The following is an 18,106-nucleotide window of genomic DNA, read 5'->3' as shown; positions in this document are numbered from 1 at the left end:
TCTCCCCTGTTCCCATTCTTCTAAGGCAAGACCGGCATACCGTAATAGAGCACGGGTGACCACGATTGCCCACGATGCATCCACCATACGAGAGACGAAGGCACCTCATCCAGGCGCAGAATCAACGCTCACCAAGCACTTCACTCTTGGCATCCGCTTTGCTGAAGGTGCTCCACGAGAGAAGGCCAAGCCAACACACAACGGTGAGAAACATGTCACTTGATGAGCCAACGAGCACCACTATTCCCAACATACTCGTCATCTGTGCCTGGTGTCAGACGATTCTCCGACCAGCCTCTCCGGCAAACCTTTCCACAGAACAAGTGAGCCACGGGGTCTGTCAACCCTGTTCTCTCCTCTGGCTGAGCCATCATCCTTGAGGCACGTTAAGCGATAGCAGAACCTCTTCATCACGACGATCTTGCCTCCACGCAACGAGCAGACTCGACGACGATCGCGGAATCTCACTGACACCGCCAAATTCCTCATCCAATGGTGTTTGATCTTTCCACTTCTCTGGTCTGGGCCATTGGCTCATGCGGAGAACGTTGCACCAAGCGTCCACTGGGGCGCTATCGACTATCCTGATCTCGATCGGACGCTTCTTACCGGGCTTACCGTGAATCGGTTTACCGAGTTTAATGGAAGCGGCGCCCGATTTAATTCGTTACATCAAACAGACGGCTTCAATTTTGCCACCGTGAGCTGGACCGAGCGCATCAAAGCCTTGCCAGGATGGAACAGCAATCTGACCGTTGGCGCAGGACCCACGGGAGAGAACCCCTCCCTGGAACTGCAAAATGGGGTTGTGCACAAACTCATCGGCAATAATCCCGTCCCAGTCAATCAAACACGCGTCGACGGGGATTTTATGGTCGGGGGATCACTCACCCGGTGGAGTGCGCTCTTTGGTGGCGAACCATCCGGATTTCTGAGCGTGGGTGCCGCCGCCGGATCCCTCTATCAGGAGATCTATGGCCGAATCGGCTTACGGCATGTCTCGCTTGCCGAGGTCGTGAGCTCCTTCACCCACCAGTCACCAGCCCCGTTCCTTGAAGTATTCTCTCGCTTCGTACGCTTCTCGGCCATGGGACGATATAGCCGTCTCTACGGCGGATCCGCGTACCATGCCTCGTTCATTGCCACTCAGTCCTATCTCGGCCAAGCCTCGATATCGATCGGTGACTACGATTCACGCAACGGAACGTCGCCCCGCTGGTCCCTAGAGTTCGCCGCTACCATCGATTCCGGCTTATTTGTCACGCCCACCGGCCATGGCATTGAACGCCGCTTTGGATCCATCGCGCTCCATTTTCCCTATGGCGTGTTTGAAACATGGAACGATGTGTTAGGCAAGACCGACTGCGGCCCCACGTATGGATTTCGATTCATGCTCGACGTCCTCACAATCAGCACAGCCTTCTCCTCTCGTGATTAAGTACGTACATCCTGGATATCGACGCCGAATCCCTCCCGCAACGGGTGAGAATGGTCATGGTATTGCCCGTCTATTAAGAGAGGATGCCGCATCCCAGAAACATCGACAGCCGCCATGGCTTTTAGTAAATGGACCATGCATGGCACGCCGATCAGTGAAAGTGATTGGGATAATAGGATAAGGTCCTGTTTCTATGAGCAGACTATTAAACCGAACCGCCACAGCGTATTGACACTCCTATGGAAATAGTAGGCCATCCCGATCCCATTGGAAGCATAAACCTGCATTTAGTCCTTGCCGCATAATATGGCCAACCCGGCCATTTATTCCGCCTAGTAACAGTTCGGCAAAGGCATTGGTTGCAAGTGCAGCTAAGAGTACGTTGGTCGTTTAATGCCCAGCTTACGGAGGCGGCTCCGAAGTGTCTCAGGATGGAGGCCGAGCTGCTTGGCGGCTCCTTGAACGCCATAAATTCGCCAAGCAGTCTTTTGGAGGACCGAGATAATATGATCTCGTTCAACCTCAATGAGAGGTGTACCTTGGGAAGGGGTGCGCATCGATGGCTCGAGCAAGGGCTGGGCCAGAGTGGTTATAGGAGGCAGGAACTGCTCGTCCATTTCGACGATCTTGGATGGCGAAAGGATCACGGCTCGCTCAATAACACTCTGGAGTTCTCGTATATTGCCAGGCCACTTATATCTCTCTAATCGATCAAGTGAAAGCGGGGACAGCATCACATTGGGTCGTTTGAGCTTGACCGCCGCCTGCCTCAGGAAATGCTGGGCCAGCAAAGGAATATCTTGGCGCCGTTCGCGAAGAGGCGGAATCGATACTGGAAAGACATGCAACCGATAAAAGAGGTCCGCTCGGAACCCCCCCTTGGCGATCGCATGGCTCAAATTAGCGTTCGTCGCAGCCACAATGCGCACGTCCACCGGCACGGGTTGTGTGCCGCCAACGCGGTCGACCAGTCCGTCTTGCAACACCCGCAACAACTTCGCTTGCGCTTCCAGCGGCATCTCCCCGATCTCATCCAGGAAGAGCGTGCCTTTGTTCGCCAACTCGAATCGGCCTATACGCCGTTGATCGGCACCCGAAAAGGCCCCTCGTTCATGTCCGAACAGCTCGCTTTCGACCAATCCGGCTGGAAGGCCGGCGCAGTTGACCCGTATAAAGGGTTTCGCGTGTCGAGGACTCAAATCATGAATGGCTCGGGCCAGGAGCTCTTTTCCAGTTCCTGTCTCCCCCAAGATGAGCACGGTCGTATTGGTGGGGGCGACGGCCTTCACCTGAGTGAGGACATGCTGAAAGAGCGGAGACTCTCCGACCATCGTCCCAAGATTCCGGCTTACCCTCACCTCCTCGGCAAGATATTCATTCTCATGGCTGAGCTGATCACTCAAGCGTTTGATCCGCTCATAAGCACGCACGTGGTCAATGGCAAATGAGATTTGGGTCGCCACCAACTGCAGAAATTTTAAGTCCTCGGGGTCCGGCTCACCGGTTTGCACGCTGCCGATGTTCAAAGTACCCAGGCAGGTGTCATGGACGATGAGGGGGAGATTAATCATTCGTCCCAATCCTTCTTGCAGATAGTACGTGTCTTCAAAGAAGACTTGCTCCGAATGAAGATTCGGACGGACATGGATCTGGCGGTGTTCATAGACCCACCCCACAGCACTCTGTTTGTTCGGAATCAACGTGTCGCGGTTCAAGACAGGCGTCTCGGAACTGGTCACCACCGCATAGAAACGAAACGCATCCACATCAGGGTCATACAACACAATCCCCGCCCGATCCCAAGGGACGACTCGGTGAATATGCCCTGCAATGACCTGCCATAGACTCTCCGTATCGCGTTGTGACGTGAGTAGATTCGTCAGTTCAAGCAAGATCTCATAATTAAGTTCGGCACGGCTCATGAGGTATTCCTAGATAAAGTACCGCAGCAGGCACTCATGCAGATGGTGGCCATAACCTCAGCGGAGGGTCACCTTGTTTGAGCGAAGCGGTATCGCGATATCAGACGAACACGCATTAGGTTGTACTCTCTATGGTCTCGCTAGTACGCAACAGCGATGCCAAGAGGCATCAAACCACGCAATCTTCGTCAATCACACTAGAGAGCCGCTTGTCTTTAAGTTGTCCGTGACATTCACAAGGCATTATCTACTGCGCGCTCCACTGATAAGCTAACCGTTAATATCGCAAAGGTGCGGAACTCATGTGTGCCAACTGCGCGCAATCGCACTTCTACTTAGTCTAAGCATTTCCCGCTGCCAGCACTTACTTGAGCAAGAGCTGGGCGGCGAAATGCTCTTGTGAGAGCAAGGAGCGGCGATCAGTGTCCTGGCCCGCGTCAATTCGGAATTCTTCTATCAGAAGGGTCCCTGGGCTTGGACGAACCGAGTGGCATGAAGGGACGGCACCGGAGTAGTCCGCCGTGCCACCTCAATCATTCACTCAGACATCGGCGCGTTATCTACACGAGACGATCCATGCGGCTCCCGGCGGAACGGCTACCTCTACAGGAGATCAGATGGTATTAGATATCGTCCGCAGAGGCTCAAGCCACTATCCTGAACATAGCGCGCCAGTCCTTGATACTTTTTTCTACTTATGTTCTGTGCCGATTTTCGATCCAAGCTTTATGACAACTGGGATTATCGATCGTCTACAGGACGTAGAGGCTTACTCCTAGCCATTTCAATGACACTACACTAGCTCTTAGACTATTTGTGCCTGATATTGAGCATACGATCGAGATTAAAGGCAGCGCTGATCAGTGATAAGTGCGTGAACGCCTGAGGGAAGTTACCCAACGCTTCCCCACTCGCTCCCGTTTGCTCGGCATAGAGTCCCACATGGTTGGCGTAGCCTAGCATGCGCTCAAAGAGCAGCCGAGCTTCGTTTAGTTTCTGAGGATCTGTCCGACCGGCACGAGTCAACGCTTCGACTAGCCAAAATGTACACATATTGAACGTGCCTTCTTCACCATGGAGGCCATCGTCTCCCTTGGCGGCATCGTACCGATATAACAATCCATCCGAGACAAGTCCGCCGACACTCGAAGGGCGATTAATGGCATTGATGGTGCTCAGCATCCTGGGGTCGTTCGGTGAGATGAAATAGACCAATGGCATGATCAGATTGGACGCGTCGAGGGACTGGCTGCCATAGTGCTGCACAAATGCCTGCCGTTCGTGGCTCCACCCTTTTGTCATGATTTCGTCGTATATGGTGTCTCGGACCTTCCGCCAGTGATTGTGATCTGCTGGGAACGATCGCTTCGCCGCTATGCGGAGCCCGCGATCTAAGGCGACCCAGCACATGACTTTCGAGTACACGAAGTGCCGCCGGGCGCCACGCACTTCCCAGATCCCTTCATCCTCCTGCTGCCAGTTTTGACACAGCCAGTCAAGCCGTCGCCGTATAACCACCCAGACATCGTAGGGAATGGGTGAGCCGTACTTATCATAGAGGTAGAGCGAGTCAATCAACTCCCCATAGATGTCCAGTTGCAACTGTCTATAGGCTCCATTGCCGATACGGACTGGTCGAGTTCCTCGGTATCCATCAAGATGGTCAAGGACCTGTTCTGTCAGATCTCGGCGACCGTCCAGCCCGTAGACAATCTGAAGTGGTGATTGGGCGTCTTCCTCCCCGGGGCTAGGTGTTTGCATCCATTGCATGAAGGCCGCTGCCTCTTCTGTCAAGCCAATGCGCAGGAAGGCATATACCGTAAAGGCGGCATCCCGGATCCAGGTGTATCGATAATCCCAATTGCGGATGCCATCGATGGCCTCAGGCAAGCTGCAGGTCGGTGCGGCGACAATGGCACCCGTCGGTTCAAAGGTCAGAAGCTTAAGGAGCAGCGCAGATCGATGCACGATCTCGCGCCAGCGCCCGGTATACGTACACTTGGCCAGCCACCGTTGCCAGAAGAGGACGGTATGTTCGAATAAGTCTTCGGCTTCGGCTTCTGTCGGGCCGGGTCCACACTCATCATCAGCGTCGATGCGTCGAAGGATGAAAATAACGCTCTGTCCCTCCTCTAACGTAAACGTCCCCTCCACGCCTTGTCCCTTTATGTGCAAGGGGACCTCCGTGGCGAGACTCAAGCTCAAATTGGGCGTGTGGAAGCTCACGCCGTGTTTACTCATTCGGGTCTGATGCTGCGCCCGGGCATAGTCGAAGGCAGGCGCACACCGTATTTGGAAGACGATACTTCCCCGGGACACTTTCACACGACGCACCAGTTGATGATGCCATTCCGATGTCGCGCTGATCCCGGCGGGCATGAAATCCTGGATCTCGCCCACCCCGCCCGGAGAGAGAAACCGGGTAATGAGAATATTAGTCTCAGGCCAATAGAACTGTTTGGAGGCGGAACCCTCTTGAGCGGGGGCAATTTGGAAATGGCCGCCCTTGGTATCATCCAAAAGGGCCGCAAAGATACTTGGTGAATCGAAGTGGGGAAAGCAAAACCAATCAATCGAGCCATTGAGCCCAATGAGAGCGGCCGTGCGCATATTGCCGATAATTCCATAATTTTGGATTGGGTGATAGGCCATCAATAAGCAAAGCTCCTGTTACCATTACTAGGTGTATTCACTCGGAGGTCCTGATTTGGTGTTGTAAATGCAGGTTAATCGCGCGATCACTTGTGGTAGTTGCCCTTTCCCTACTCATTACCTTACGGGGCAAGCTGACGTAATTAGAATGCGCGAATGGGCTTCTCGCCTTGGATTGAATCACCCCAGTTGACTAGCACATACATCAGGGATGAATGCTGGAGATTATGCACGACCATGTCCCAGCGTTTCGCATTCGCACGTTTAATCAGCTCGCGTTGGTGCGTATGCTCATCCTATAATGTTCGACTTCAATTCGGGGTCTCTCCTCCGCTCGTATGGTAATCGTGTTTGTCCGGCGCCACGCGTACCCTGCATCACTCTCTGCACTAATCAGCTCATTCTTGACGAAATACAGCGCCGTTTCGTCCCAAGGCAAAGATCACTGCTCAGCCGGGCCGCCCTTCATCTCCCGTCCGCGCGACGAGCGACATAGCACCCAGCGATCCTTTCTGTACCAGATCATCTACCGCACGGCGGTGAAGCTCGTAGACGATGCACTCATGGCTGTGCCTCATTAGTCGACTCACCATGTTACTGCCCATTCGTCCAATCATTTTGAAGTGCATGGACAGGCTCCTTTCGTTTCGTATCGCACAGGTTTATCGCGCCACGACGATTGCAGACTGGCAGAACATAGATGGCAGTTGCCTTTGATTTCCTCTACTGAGATTTGTCAGCGTTCACTTGATCGTATCGTCTTTCATGACCGGACACATGCGCAGGGAAACTGACCATTGAAGGTCCAGGCCTGATATCTCGTGCCCCCTCAATCACTGATGACCTTTTTTTAGTAGCCGCCATGGCGATGTCGTATGTCTTCGTCAAGACGAGCATCACTTAGGCCTAATCGCAAGGAGGTGTCCTCCGATGAGCAGAGCCCGACGTGGATCCTGTACGGAATTCAAACAGCAAGCTCCAGGCCGACAGTAAAGCCAAGAAGTCGCGGCATTCCTATATCAGGAAGCTTTTGCGTTCGAGCTGAAACTTCGTCAGGGAGCTGCATTCATTGCGCATCCTCAGATTTAAGATGACTAGGGGCGCTCGCGACACGCTTTAGAGAGAACCTATTGCATTAAGAGACTTTCGCCATGCTGCTTCGGATGGTGCTACAGAGCACATCGACCGAGCCGCTCTTTGAGAGATAGGCCGACCCCCCGGTTTCCTGCATCGCAACGGCCATGCGCTGATCCCCATGCATGGAGAGCCCAATGACCCTGATCCGTGGCAATTCAGCCTTGATCTGCCGTGTGGCCTCCAATCCATTCATCCGCGGCATGTTCACGTCCATGATCACGACATCGGGTCGGAATTGACGTGCCGCTTCGATCGCCATTTCACCGTCTGCGGCCTCTGCCACAATCTCCAAATCAGCTTGTTCTTCGATAATGCTCCGCAACCCTTCGCGGATGATCTGATGATCATCGACCAGTAATATGCGAATTTTCGACCCGACCATGTTTTCCATTACACCTGCTTAATAACAGTCCCGCACGAGCGGTTCCGAACCGTCACGAAAACAAGTGGGGGGCTTTGAACCGCACGGCAAAATTAAAGACGTCAGTCCATTCAGGTCGTTCATTTCTGCATCCACTGAAATATTCACATAGCATGAACAATCGTTTCTTCTCCAAGCAGCCGCTCGCTCGAGAGTGTGCGTGGGTCTCCCATTCATGGATCTCTGGCCGAGTCAGGTGCGAGCGGGAGCCGGCTCGGCACCAGGCAAAGGCACCTTGTCTTCTTGCCCGAGTTTCTTCGCTCCCAAAGTTCCCAACCAGAAGACGAACAGAATGCTGATCCAGAAGAACAGCACGTTGAAGGAGATCATGTTGGCAGCAAATCCTACTGTATGGGTGTACGCCCACGGAGAATTGTCTCGCATGATTTCATTGACGTGCCAAAACAGGCGGACGGACGATCGGATGTACCCCATGAGCGCCATCATCCAGGTGAATTCCGTTGCCAGCATGATCAATGCATACTGTGAACGACGCGACATCTTGCCCCACAGCACCGGCCCTGGTTTCGCGCCCTTCAGCAGCGCGAGGTTCAACGGCGTCATGAGTAGGAGGCAGGAGAGAGTAGTGGCAACTTGCGGAACGGAGAGCCCGACCCGGACGTTGGCCGGGATGTAATAACCGTACACAGCGAGCCAGATGATGTTGACCGCTGCCATGCCAAAGAAGCAGCCCATAAAGATGTTGCCCGCCTTCGCCCATGAGACAGTGAGGACTTTGTTCCCACGCTGGTACCAAATAAAGCTGAGTATCGTGCACACGATCAGCATATTAACGCCGCCGTTCTTTGCCGACATCACGCCGTAATTGCCCAGCACAGGATGCTGCTGTCCGCCCATCGCTTTCAATTCGGTCGGGGTCATGACCATGGTATGCGGCGTGATAAATACCAGGAAGCTCACCGCCATGACGAAGATCACGTACTTAATGTAGCGTTGGTATTTTTCGGCCCCCGGCATCCGGTCCATGCACTGCCACAGATAATAGCTGGAGGTAAGAAAGAGCGCGCCAATCATGGTGGCTTGGATGATGAACAGCCATGCGAGCAGACCACCCATGAGGGTGATGCCCATCTGCTGGCGATAGGCATACACCTCACGCATCAACCAATAGCCGGCAAAGGGTAGCGGGATGAGAAAGAGCACCGCGATGAACATCGCGACGTAGCCCATCCAATCGTAGTGGGCCCTTTCTTCTTCGGCTTTTGCCGACACGAACTTATAGGCCGCATAGGCGGCGACAACGCTCCCGCCAAACGCCATATTGCCGAGGACGCGATGGAGGTTTAACGGGTTCCAGAGCGCAGTATGGATGGCATGCCAGATGTTTCCGAGATACCGGCCTTGGTCGTCCACTCCGGCCGGCGACATCATGAAAGCAATCCAAGAATTCGCTAGAAACATCAATACCGTGCCAATGACGTTGAGAATCACTGACATACTGAGATGCACCCATTTCAGCAAACCGGTCCGCATTTTGTCCCACCCATAGTAGTAGATATACAGCGTGCCGCTCTCGGCGACAAAAAGCAGGGCGTAGATGTGCATGACCGGCCGGAAAATGCCGGAGAGATAGCCGAAGAACGTCGGATACAGCACGAGAAACGTGAATAGGAGAATCCCGCCGAGTATGGCGGTAATCGAATAGGCCGTCAGGCTGATTCTGATGAAATCGTACGCCAAGCGGTCATAGCGCTTCGCGAGCCCCTGGTCTTTCGTCACCATCCCGATGAATTCGATAATCATGCAAAAGATGGGTACGGCTAACACAAAACTGCCGTAGTACAGATGTTGTTGGTTGGCAATCCATATGAGCACGCGACTTTCGAAATTATAGCGAGGATAGTCCTTTGTGCCATCCGTTGTGGTTGGCGCCGGCGGACCCGAGACGATCCCTTCCGTCTTATAGTACACATCCCGTGCCTTTTCGCTTGAATCGCCGGGCGCCACCTTTTCATCCGCCGAGCCAGCGGCATGTTCTTGGGCCTGTACCACCGCGACGCTCGGTGCATCAAACGCCGGCATACCCAAAAACCAGATCGTGACGAGTGCCATAAGGCTTACTTTTAAAAGTAGTATCGACATCCTTTGCCGTTCCATAGGTTCTCCTTTTGTCTGGCCTAATGGTCAACGAGACCAGAGCACCCGCCGCGTGATGATGCGCATAGTCGTCTTAGGCGCGCGCGGGGTCACGGTCACACTGACTGGAGGCTTTAGCAGAGCAATATTGGCAATGCCTAGGATCACTGCGCCTAGCGCGGACAACACTGCAAAGATCGTTTCAAAAGTTGCACCGTCGATGATCATCTTGTATTCCTCAGTTTCAGAACGACTCCTTCTGGCCGAACCGTATGTGTTCCATTGCCTCGGTCGATTAAACTGTGGTTTCCCCGGCGCCCTATATGGGTGCACTGCATTCCTCATACCCTTCAGCCGTAGAACGAACCACACACGCCATATCCTGGAAATTCAGGCGATATTGCGCGCGGTCCACATGGGCCATAACGTGCGGAGCGATGGCTCGCCGTGGCAAGCAACGACAATCCACGATAAAACGCGCAGGCGCCGTTGGGATGCTGCGAAAAGGTTTAGCTGAGAAGGAGACTGATGAACGACAATGGGGGATTGCGCGATGCTGACCTATCGGCCATGCACTTGGGCCGCTGAACACTACGACAAGACGGAGGACGTTACGTCGTTCCTCCGTTTGTGGTGGCATCCAGCCAATGTGGTGATTTCTTCAGTTTGGGTAAGACGGCTTCAGAGTCTGCACCTAACAATCCATCCTTGTACGCAACTCGGTGTGTCAGCATGAGTTATGGCACCAGCTTACCACCACGCAATTTGAACATTTCCCGCGACAGTGCTTTAAAGTCTGGACTAACCAACAGCATGCAACCAGACAGTACGGCCCACTCAGTCATCGCATTCAAAAGACCGTAGAAGCTCCAACAACTCCTCTCCTGCAATGGGCTAGGCTCTGGGACGTAGGCTGCGATGCGGGTAATAGAGTAGAAGGCACGAGCAAATATTCTCGTTCAGAAAATGCAGCGGCACGGGATGATCGTCACGGTGCAAGACGATGGGGCTCCGAAGGTACTCAATGAAGAGACGCTCACGATCACGTACCAATCCATTCAGGAGTTGCTATGGAATGTCCTGAAACATGCACCAACAATGGAAGCCACCTGTCCCTGCGACGGTCGGGGGACTACCTTGAAGCGGTTGGAATGGACCCGCGGGATGGGCTTCGAGAGGTCGGCTACCCGGCGCTCGTCTGCGGAAGGGATATTCGTTCCATTCAACATGCGCGAACGCGTCGAGCCGCTCGCTGGTCGCCTTGAGATCGACTCTCGTCCCGGACATGGGACGTCCGCGAAACTCATCATACCGCTCAAAGCCGAACGTTCTGCGATCCGTTCACCAGCCGCAATACAAGAAGCTCCGCCCGCACCTCTTGCTGCGCGGGGACGTGAGGCTCCGGCCCGAGCCGGATGACGTTCAGAGCATACGCCGTTTGAGCAACATCTTTCTGAATGACAGAGGCAACAGAACCGTTCCCTTCATGCCTCCGTCACCAGATATCCAAACCGATCGCGAAATGCATGAGGTGTCATTCCAACCGTGGCGGCATGCCGCTCCAGCATCGTTGGATTTTCGAAATCTTCAGAGGAGAGCCGAACCATAAACCGGCGGGCAACGTGATAGGACTCCGATGCAATGTCTACCATCCGAACTTGTGTTCGGCCTGTTGCAGGATCTAACATGCGGCCAAATGGAATTGGGGTAAAGCGGCCATTTTGAATGGATACCATCGCCGCGTTGCCACCGTCCATGAGAAATTGGGCTGCGCAATAGCCGAGATCCCTGGTGTACTCCATGTCATAGGGGATTGGATCGGCGCACCGTAGTTCATACCCGATACTTTTCTCAACGATGGTACACACGATGCCGAACGAGGCTAACTGTTTTTCCACCTCACACTTCAGCAGCTCGCCGATATTCACCTCCGCTAGTCTCAGATGACCATGTGGGTCCTCAGTGATACTTCCGAATCCGGATAGCTCATCCGGGTCCAACAGTTCAGCCAGGCCCTCGGCCAAGACTGCGACACCGTCGGGACGCCCCAAGGTCAACCGTTTCGCAATGGCACCGATTAAAATATCGGCGAGCGTGCCGAGTCGAACCGGTTTGATGCGAAACTCTTCAGGAATGATCGTCAGTGTTGCGCCTGCAGCCTTGCCGACACCGAGCGCCAAATGACCAGCCTTGCGACCCATAGTCACGACGAAATACCACCGCGACGTAGTTTGTGCGTCGACCATCAGATTCTTTAGAAGGTGGACGCCGTCATGGCGGGCCGTTTGAAATCCAAAGGTGGATATCCCGTGAGGAAGTTCCAGGTCATTGTCAATCGTCTTTGGGACGTGCACGATCTGCAGCCTCCCTCCCGCCATTTGTTGGAGTTTCAACGCGGAAAACGCCGTGTCGTCCCCGCCGATCGTAATGAGCCCGGTGAGCCGCAAGGCCAGTAATGTTTTCAGGGTCTTTTCAAGAGACTCGGCTGTCTTTGTGGGATTGGCGCGTGACGTACCCAAATACGAGCCGCCATGAAAATGGATCCGACTCACCTCATCAATGGACAACGGTGTCACCTGACTTGTGTCACCTTCCATAATCGATCGGAAGCCGTTTCGTATCCCTAGGACACTCTGGCCGTTCATGATGGTTTGAATCACCGCGGCTCCAATCACGCTATTGATTCCTGGCGCCGGCCCCCCGCCAACCAGGATGCCGATAATTCCTTGCTTTCGTTCTGTAGTCATTGCGTTAGCCGTCCCCCTCATGTGTAGGTGCTCGGGTCATGCCGAAGATCTAATGATTCTTGTGTCGTCGACTATGCATTAGAACTTTTATAGGTACGGGTGGCACTCTTTTGAGCCTCATGGCTTTGAGTTCAGCTTCAAGCCAATCATTCAGCGGCCCTTGAGAGATGCCCTAGATCCTGTGAACTGACCACTAGTTCGTTCTCTCAAGGCCGAGGCCATGTCTCCTAACCACCAGACATCATCAGATGATCGGCCTTGTTAGACCTCTCTCTCCATGGGTGCGCTCTTGTTAGCTCGGGCGATATTCCTCACCTGTTTGCTCCCCCTTCAACCTGTCGGCGATCCGCTCGCCCCTTCCTATGGGTCTTCAAACCTACACACAATTCTAATGCCACTTCTCTCCACGCCCGAAAAGTTCTCATTGCGCCACGTGAAGTCTGGTGTGAGTCGTAAAACATTCAGCATGTTGGGCAACATCGGAAGCGAAGGTATGTGTAGCCTGTAAAGTCGTGACCGTCCTCGAACCTTCATGAGAATAGTGAATAGTCACGAAGAAAAGGAGACCGCGAGCCAAGCCATGCGCCCACGTCAAGTCTTTTATACTGCTACGTACGATCCTGAGGATTCGAGGTACGATCCTGAGGATTCGAGCCGAGCTGTGCAGATGCGGGGGTGATCTCTCGAGAAGATGTCACAGAACCTTGCTGTATGTGACCTAGTAGAGTATTCCTGAGATAAGTAGCAGAGAGAACTCGATTCAGAGTACCGGAGTTGAAGTGTTGACTCGTGCAAGATAACAGCCCCCGCCAGCGAGATCTGGACATCCTCCATCATCCTCAGCCTGGCACCCGTACAGGCATCAAACCGGATTCGCTTCTCGGAGAACTACCTTCGATGGACGGCAGGCAATCAGAAGCATTCTTGTGTGGGAGCGACGGAGTTGAGATGACTTGGCGATCCATCCATCAACAAGAAACGCGTCCGCCGACTCTGTCCCGGTAAGCGTGACGGCATCTGCTTGGGCGACGAGAACCGAGGCTAACCGACGGGCTTGGTGCGCAGTCAGTCTCACGAGTGAGTCTCCGACCTGCAAGATTACAGTCGAAGTGTGTTGAGCCTTCATTGTCTGAACGGACTGAGCTTGTAGTTTCATTATTGTTCCCTTCTCGTCCTCATAGGCCGCTGTGTGGTGTCTGCTGATCCACACCAACTGAACCTGTTATGGGGTCACAAAAGTCACGCAGTCGTAAGGGAGCAAGCACCGTGCCTATTAGATGTGGGCTAACAACTGGCAAAGCAACAGAATGCCAGTATGATCACTTCCAATGCAGAGGGTGCTCACATTGAGGCCTGTGTGATCTCGTGGTTTTCCACGAGGCGTTGGGCCCGCACACGTCAGCATAGTGCCATCCAATGGAATGTGGGAAACGTTGGGGCAGACGTCCGACTGGCAGGGGGCGCGACACTGCAGCAGTGGAATCGCATTTGGTGAAATGGGACGACGAATAAGATGACTAAGAGACACTCATGGGGAAGAACTCGAATGAAGGAAGAGTCCCCGTCACGCGCTCGCACATCAGCGGCATAAAAGGATCGGGTGAGCACTCGAACGACGAGAGCCTGACTTACCCGTTACCGACCCTTTTCAATCGGCGAATCAATGCAAATCTGGTTAAGCCTAACTGTTTTGCCGCCAGGCTCTTGTTGTAGCCGGCGACGCGCAAGACTTCTTCGATAATGGCCATATCCATATCGGCGAGCGTCTGTTTGCCCAGGACCATCTCGACGCGAACCATCTGCTGGTCGCCTTGCGGCACCGCCACCGCCGTATGCGTGGCGGCTTCATGAAGCTCTCGCGGGAGATAGCTGGCGGTTAATGTGCGCCCATGGCAGAAAATCATGGCGCGTTCGATAATGTTTTGTAGCTCCCGGATATTGCCGGGATACGCATAGCGTTCGAGAATGGCGCGCGCCTCCGCGTCGATTTCGGTCACCTCCTTGCCGAATTCCCGTCCATAATGAACCAGGGCGCGCATCGAGAGCGGCAGGATATCCTCGACACGCTTTCGAAGCGGCGGCAGCTCAAATGTGACCACATTAAGGCGGAAGTACAGATCTTCACGAAAGGCCCCGCGGGCGACTTCCTTTTTGAGGTCCCGATTCGTCGCTGCGATCAAGCGAAAATCCACGGCAATGTCTTCCGTGCCTCCGACGCGCCGAAATGTCCGTTCCTGCAGGACGCGAAGTAGTTTCGCTTGCATCCCGACATCGAGATCACCGATCTCGTCAAGAAACAGTGTCCCACTTTCGGCACGATCCAGGAGGCCGACCTTACGCTGATGGGCGCCTGTAAAGGCTCCGCGTTCATGTCCGAACAGCTCGCTTTCAAACAGCTCGCGTGCGATCGTCGTACAGTACACGGCGATGAACGGGGCCGAGGCTCGCCTGCCATTGTGGTGCAAGACGCGCGCAACGAATTCTTTTCCGGTGCCCGTCTCGCCCAGGAGCAGCACGTTGCTTTTGGGATTGTGGGACAACTCGCGAATCTGACCGACGAGATGTTGCATGGCAGCGCTTTCGGCGATGAGGTGATCCATCGCATACTGGTCGCCTTCCCGCTCCATTTGGTACATCAGCCGCCGACGCAGCGCGAGCAGTTCGAGTGCCCGGTCGACCACTTGGTCCAAGCCTTCCAGATCCACCGTCTTGATGACGAAGTCGTAGGCGCCCAGCTTCATCGCTTCCACCGCATCCTGCACGGTGCCATAGGCGGTTAACATGATGACGAGCGACTGCGGCGATTTGGGATAGATGGCTTTCAGCGTATCGAGGCCCGAGAGGCCGGGCATTTTTAGATCGAGCAGGATGAGGTCCGGGATGTCATGGTCGAGTGCGCTAATCAGCGTGTCGCCGGAGTCAAATCCGGATACCACATGCTGTCGTCGCATCAGCCGTTTGACGACGGCGGATCGAATCGCTGGTTCATCATCTGTGACGAAAATTGTCGCGCGCATAGTCTGCCATGAAAACGTCGTGAGTCGGGACTGCTGCCGTAAGGGTAGCCACATTCGTGCGGTGGTCTCTGCATGCGCATCGATAATATTGCGACAGAGAGCAATGCGAGAATAATGCCACTCAGAATGTTCATGGATATTCCGCTTCGAGTGTTTCGCCAACGCCTCAAAGTATTTTCCGTGATTGTCAGTCGTTCAGACCCCTGTTGGTAAAGCGTCGCGATCATCCATGTATTCTCTACGGTCAGACCTGCCGCGACCTGCTTTCGAATCTGGCCGGATTCGATCAACGGTGAGGTTCCTCTGAGGGCGATAGCATCGCACACGATCTTCGCCTGCCCGACCACCACATCTCGCACGCTGGCCGCATTGGATGTCCTCGCCATCTCCAACGCTTAAGCGTGCAGTCTCAGTGTTCTCTCGGCAAAGTTGGCTGGCAAACTGGAGCTACGCTGGGCGAGCGTTTCGTGGGCGATTGTGGTCCGTCGGAACGGAGTCGGCCGCTGATTCGTGACGGTGATGGCTGGGATGCGCCCCAGTGCAGTTGACGTTGGAGGAGCAACGGTGATGGCTGGGATGCGCCCCAGTGCAGTTGACGTTGGAGGAGCAACGCGAACCAGCCGTTTAGCCATATTCAGCTATGAGGCACTGATGGGCAAGTCCAGGTGGAATCGAGGGGGCGCCAAACCATGGCGCGCCAGGCATACGAATCCAGGATGTGTTACAGAACGCGTACATACCGTGATGCCATGCATCGAGAAAAGCCACGAAATATAACGGACCACGAAATCAATCCCGCCGCATGAAAAGCGACCACATTGTAATTCTGTTGCTATGATTCACGCTCTCAGCACATCAAATGGGAACGCTGTACCTCCAACGGCACCGCTTTCGTGGATGCATTTTAGGTCGTGTCGGCGAAAGCAGAGAAGAAGACAATACGGGATTCTGAGACGACCTCAAAGGGTGGGGCTGCGTATGACTTAGTGAAGGCTGGCCATCTGCCTCATTATTGACCGCCGCCATCTCTTTCCAGATACCTAGATTTATGTGCACGATCCATCGGTCAAGCACGTTGCCCATTAAGATATTCAAATCGCATAACGAGGAGGCTCCGTCCATAGTTTAACGCTCTCTGTGATTGAGGAGCCAGCGATGCATGGGGTATGGCGGGGTCGGGCTGAGACCGATCCCTACCGATCGGGCACCGTGGTGATAGTAGTCGCTTTGTCCTAGCCATAAGATGAGGCTTCGTAATACACTGCCACTGGAATCGCTATGGAGACGTTGTGCTCCATGAATGGAGCGATGGAGCTTCAAGCTTATTCGTCACAGCGCTCGTACTTAATGCGGTCTCTCTCTGCCGTGGGCTGGTGTTCCATCCGGACAGGGTCCCTGATTATAGGAGTTCCATGCCGTCCACACATCTAACTCAGCGAGAACACCAAGTATTGAGATATATTGTGAATGGCGCGACCTCGCGTGAAGTCGCCACACAGTTGAACTTGTCCGTGCAAACAGTCGAAGCGCACCGATTCAGTTTGATGAAGAAATTAACGGTTAAGAATATGGCGCAATTGATCACCCGGGCCCTGAAAACGAGCCTGATGCTCTGAGACAATAGTCGGTGGAAACAAGGGCATATAAAGCCAACTCCAGCACGAAGCCGCTCGAAACAGATGAAGTTGGGCCAAACAAGACGTTAATCCCGGACGCCGCGGAACGAGCACGGTGACGCGAATGCTTCCCAAAACATCCTCCCACTCCTCAGCGAGGGACAGGTAGCTTAGTAAGATTGCAGTTGGCAGTAAATTGGGCTAAAGGCGGTAAAGCCGGAGCTAGAGATCATACGGCAGATGCAGGACGCTTATGTATGCTCTATGTCGACCTGCAATGAAATGAATCATACGTTCAACATTAGGAGACATGCACTGTCTATGGCAGGTCGATCCTATCAGACACGGACTGCTTCAGCTCCGAACCTGAGAATGATTTTACGATTTCCGTGCGCAATTCGAACAATGGTATCCCACGCTCGGATCAACTGATTCGATCCGCAAACTCGGCGCGCCCACAGCTAAATGCTAGAAGCCGAAGCAGGGTGAGAGTTTGTTATCTCTTGGCCTATCAAGACATTCAAACGAACGGAGAACTCCAAGAAGTGGTCCCCGATAAACAGATCTGAGTCAGGCAGCGCAAAAACGTTCCACATAGCAGCGGATTCAGTTGCGAGCAGGATCGAGCTTGACAGATGATACGCAACTCCCTACAAGAGAGCGCGCATCACTGTCTGCTCTCTTAACTATTCAGGAGGTTGTATGGCCAAAGCAATGACTAAGTCACAAGTCCTCACCCATCTCGCCGAGAAAGCGGGCGTCTCGAAAAAGGTCGCCGGTGACTTTTTTGATGCCTTCAATGAACTCGCCTATAAGGAAGCCAAAAACACGTTTACGATTCCAGGCATCGGGAAGCTCGTGCTCATGAACCGTAAGGCGCGCATGGGGCGCAATCCGCAGACCGGCGAAGCGATCAAGATCGCGGCCAAGCGAGTGGTCAAGTTCCGGATCGCGAAGGCGGCCAAGGATGCGATCCTCGGGAAAAAATAATCATCCCCACAACGCATTGCCAGCACGGCGGGTGGGGGTCCTCCGCTGCCCTACGGCACGTCTTCTTTC

At 54.0% G+C, this 18,106-nt stretch carries 13 protein-coding genes; 4 read left to right on the top strand and 9 right to left on the bottom strand.

Going from position 1 to position 18,106, the window contains the following annotated elements; translation table 11 throughout:
- Positions 1 to 421 precede the first annotated feature (421 nt).
- Positions 422 to 1,438 (top strand): hypothetical protein, encoded by a 1,017-nt coding sequence (locus ACWHYZ_RS09730; RefSeq protein WP_447987066.1) that lies wholly within the window; start codon positions 422 to 424, stop codon positions 1,436 to 1,438.
- Between the two features lie 371 nt (positions 1,439 to 1,809).
- Here the strand turns inward: ACWHYZ_RS09730 and ACWHYZ_RS09725 are convergent, their stop codons facing one another.
- From ACWHYZ_RS09725 to ACWHYZ_RS09700, 6 genes are all read right to left on the bottom strand, one after another.
- Positions 1,810 to 3,360, bottom strand: coding sequence for a sigma 54-interacting transcriptional regulator (locus ACWHYZ_RS09725; RefSeq protein ID WP_447987065.1), 1,551 nt, complete (start codon positions 3,358 to 3,360; stop codon positions 1,810 to 1,812).
- Between the two features lie 810 nt (positions 3,361 to 4,170).
- On the bottom strand, positions 4,171 to 6,012 hold the full coding sequence (locus ACWHYZ_RS09720) for a glycoside hydrolase family 15 protein (protein WP_447987064.1): 1,842 nt from the start codon (positions 6,010 to 6,012) through the stop codon (positions 4,171 to 4,173).
- A 449-nt stretch (positions 6,013 to 6,461) separates the two neighbouring features.
- Positions 6,462 to 6,617, bottom strand: a complete 156-nt coding sequence (locus tag ACWHYZ_RS09715; protein WP_447987551.1) for an NAD(P)-binding domain-containing protein — start codon at positions 6,615 to 6,617, stop codon at positions 6,462 to 6,464.
- Between the two features lie 530 nt (positions 6,618 to 7,147).
- Positions 7,148 to 7,540 (bottom strand): response regulator, encoded by a 393-nt coding sequence (locus tag ACWHYZ_RS09710; protein ID WP_447987063.1) that lies wholly within the window; start codon positions 7,538 to 7,540, stop codon positions 7,148 to 7,150.
- A gap of 222 nt (positions 7,541 to 7,762) precedes the next feature.
- On the bottom strand, positions 7,763 to 9,688 hold the full coding sequence (locus tag ACWHYZ_RS09705) for a cytochrome ubiquinol oxidase subunit I (protein ID WP_447987062.1): 1,926 nt from the start codon (positions 9,686 to 9,688) through the stop codon (positions 7,763 to 7,765).
- A gap of 27 nt (positions 9,689 to 9,715) precedes the next feature.
- Entirely contained in the window at positions 9,716 to 9,895 is a 180-nt protein-coding gene (locus ACWHYZ_RS09700) for a hypothetical protein (protein WP_447987061.1), read from the bottom strand.
- A 753-nt stretch (positions 9,896 to 10,648) separates the two neighbouring features.
- Here ACWHYZ_RS09700 and ACWHYZ_RS09695 point away from each other — a divergent pair.
- Positions 10,649 to 11,086: a hypothetical protein gene (locus ACWHYZ_RS09695; protein ID WP_447987060.1), complete on the top strand. Its 438-nt coding sequence runs from the start codon at positions 10,649 to 10,651 to the stop codon at positions 11,084 to 11,086.
- 65 nt (positions 11,087 to 11,151) lie between these two features.
- Here the strand turns inward: ACWHYZ_RS09695 and pfp are convergent, their stop codons facing one another.
- The 3 genes from pfp to ACWHYZ_RS09680 form a co-directional block, all read right to left on the bottom strand.
- Positions 11,152 to 12,414 carry a diphosphate--fructose-6-phosphate 1-phosphotransferase gene (gene pfp / locus ACWHYZ_RS09690; protein WP_447987059.1) on the bottom strand — a complete coding sequence of 421 codons (1,263 nt, stop codon included), beginning with the start codon at positions 12,412 to 12,414 and terminating at the stop codon, positions 11,152 to 11,154.
- 862 nt (positions 12,415 to 13,276) lie between these two features.
- The gene (locus tag ACWHYZ_RS09685; RefSeq protein WP_447987058.1) at positions 13,277 to 13,570 is read right to left on the bottom strand and encodes a hypothetical protein; all 294 of its coding nucleotides are present in this window, start codon (positions 13,568 to 13,570) and stop codon (positions 13,277 to 13,279) included.
- A gap of 472 nt (positions 13,571 to 14,042) precedes the next feature.
- A complete protein-coding gene (locus ACWHYZ_RS09680) occupies positions 14,043 to 15,431 on the bottom strand; it encodes a sigma-54-dependent transcriptional regulator (protein WP_447987057.1) in 1,389 nt (462 codons plus the stop codon).
- Positions 15,432 to 16,843: 1,412 nt separating this feature from the next.
- Between ACWHYZ_RS09680 and ACWHYZ_RS09675 the strand changes: the two genes are divergently transcribed.
- Together ACWHYZ_RS09675 and ACWHYZ_RS09670 are read left to right on the top strand one after the other, a co-directional pair.
- Entirely contained in the window at positions 16,844 to 17,047 is a 204-nt protein-coding gene (locus tag ACWHYZ_RS09675) for a LuxR C-terminal-related transcriptional regulator (protein ID WP_447987056.1), read from the top strand.
- Between the two features lie 702 nt (positions 17,048 to 17,749).
- Positions 17,750 to 18,037 (top strand): HU family DNA-binding protein, encoded by a 288-nt coding sequence (locus ACWHYZ_RS09670; RefSeq protein WP_447987055.1) that lies wholly within the window; start codon positions 17,750 to 17,752, stop codon positions 18,035 to 18,037.
- The last annotated feature ends 69 nt before the right edge of the window (positions 18,038 to 18,106 follow it).

Source organism: Nitrospira sp. Nam74 (assembly GCF_965152615.1).
The sequence above is the reverse complement of the archived record's forward strand: the minus strand, read 5'-3'. Positions and strand labels throughout refer to the sequence as shown.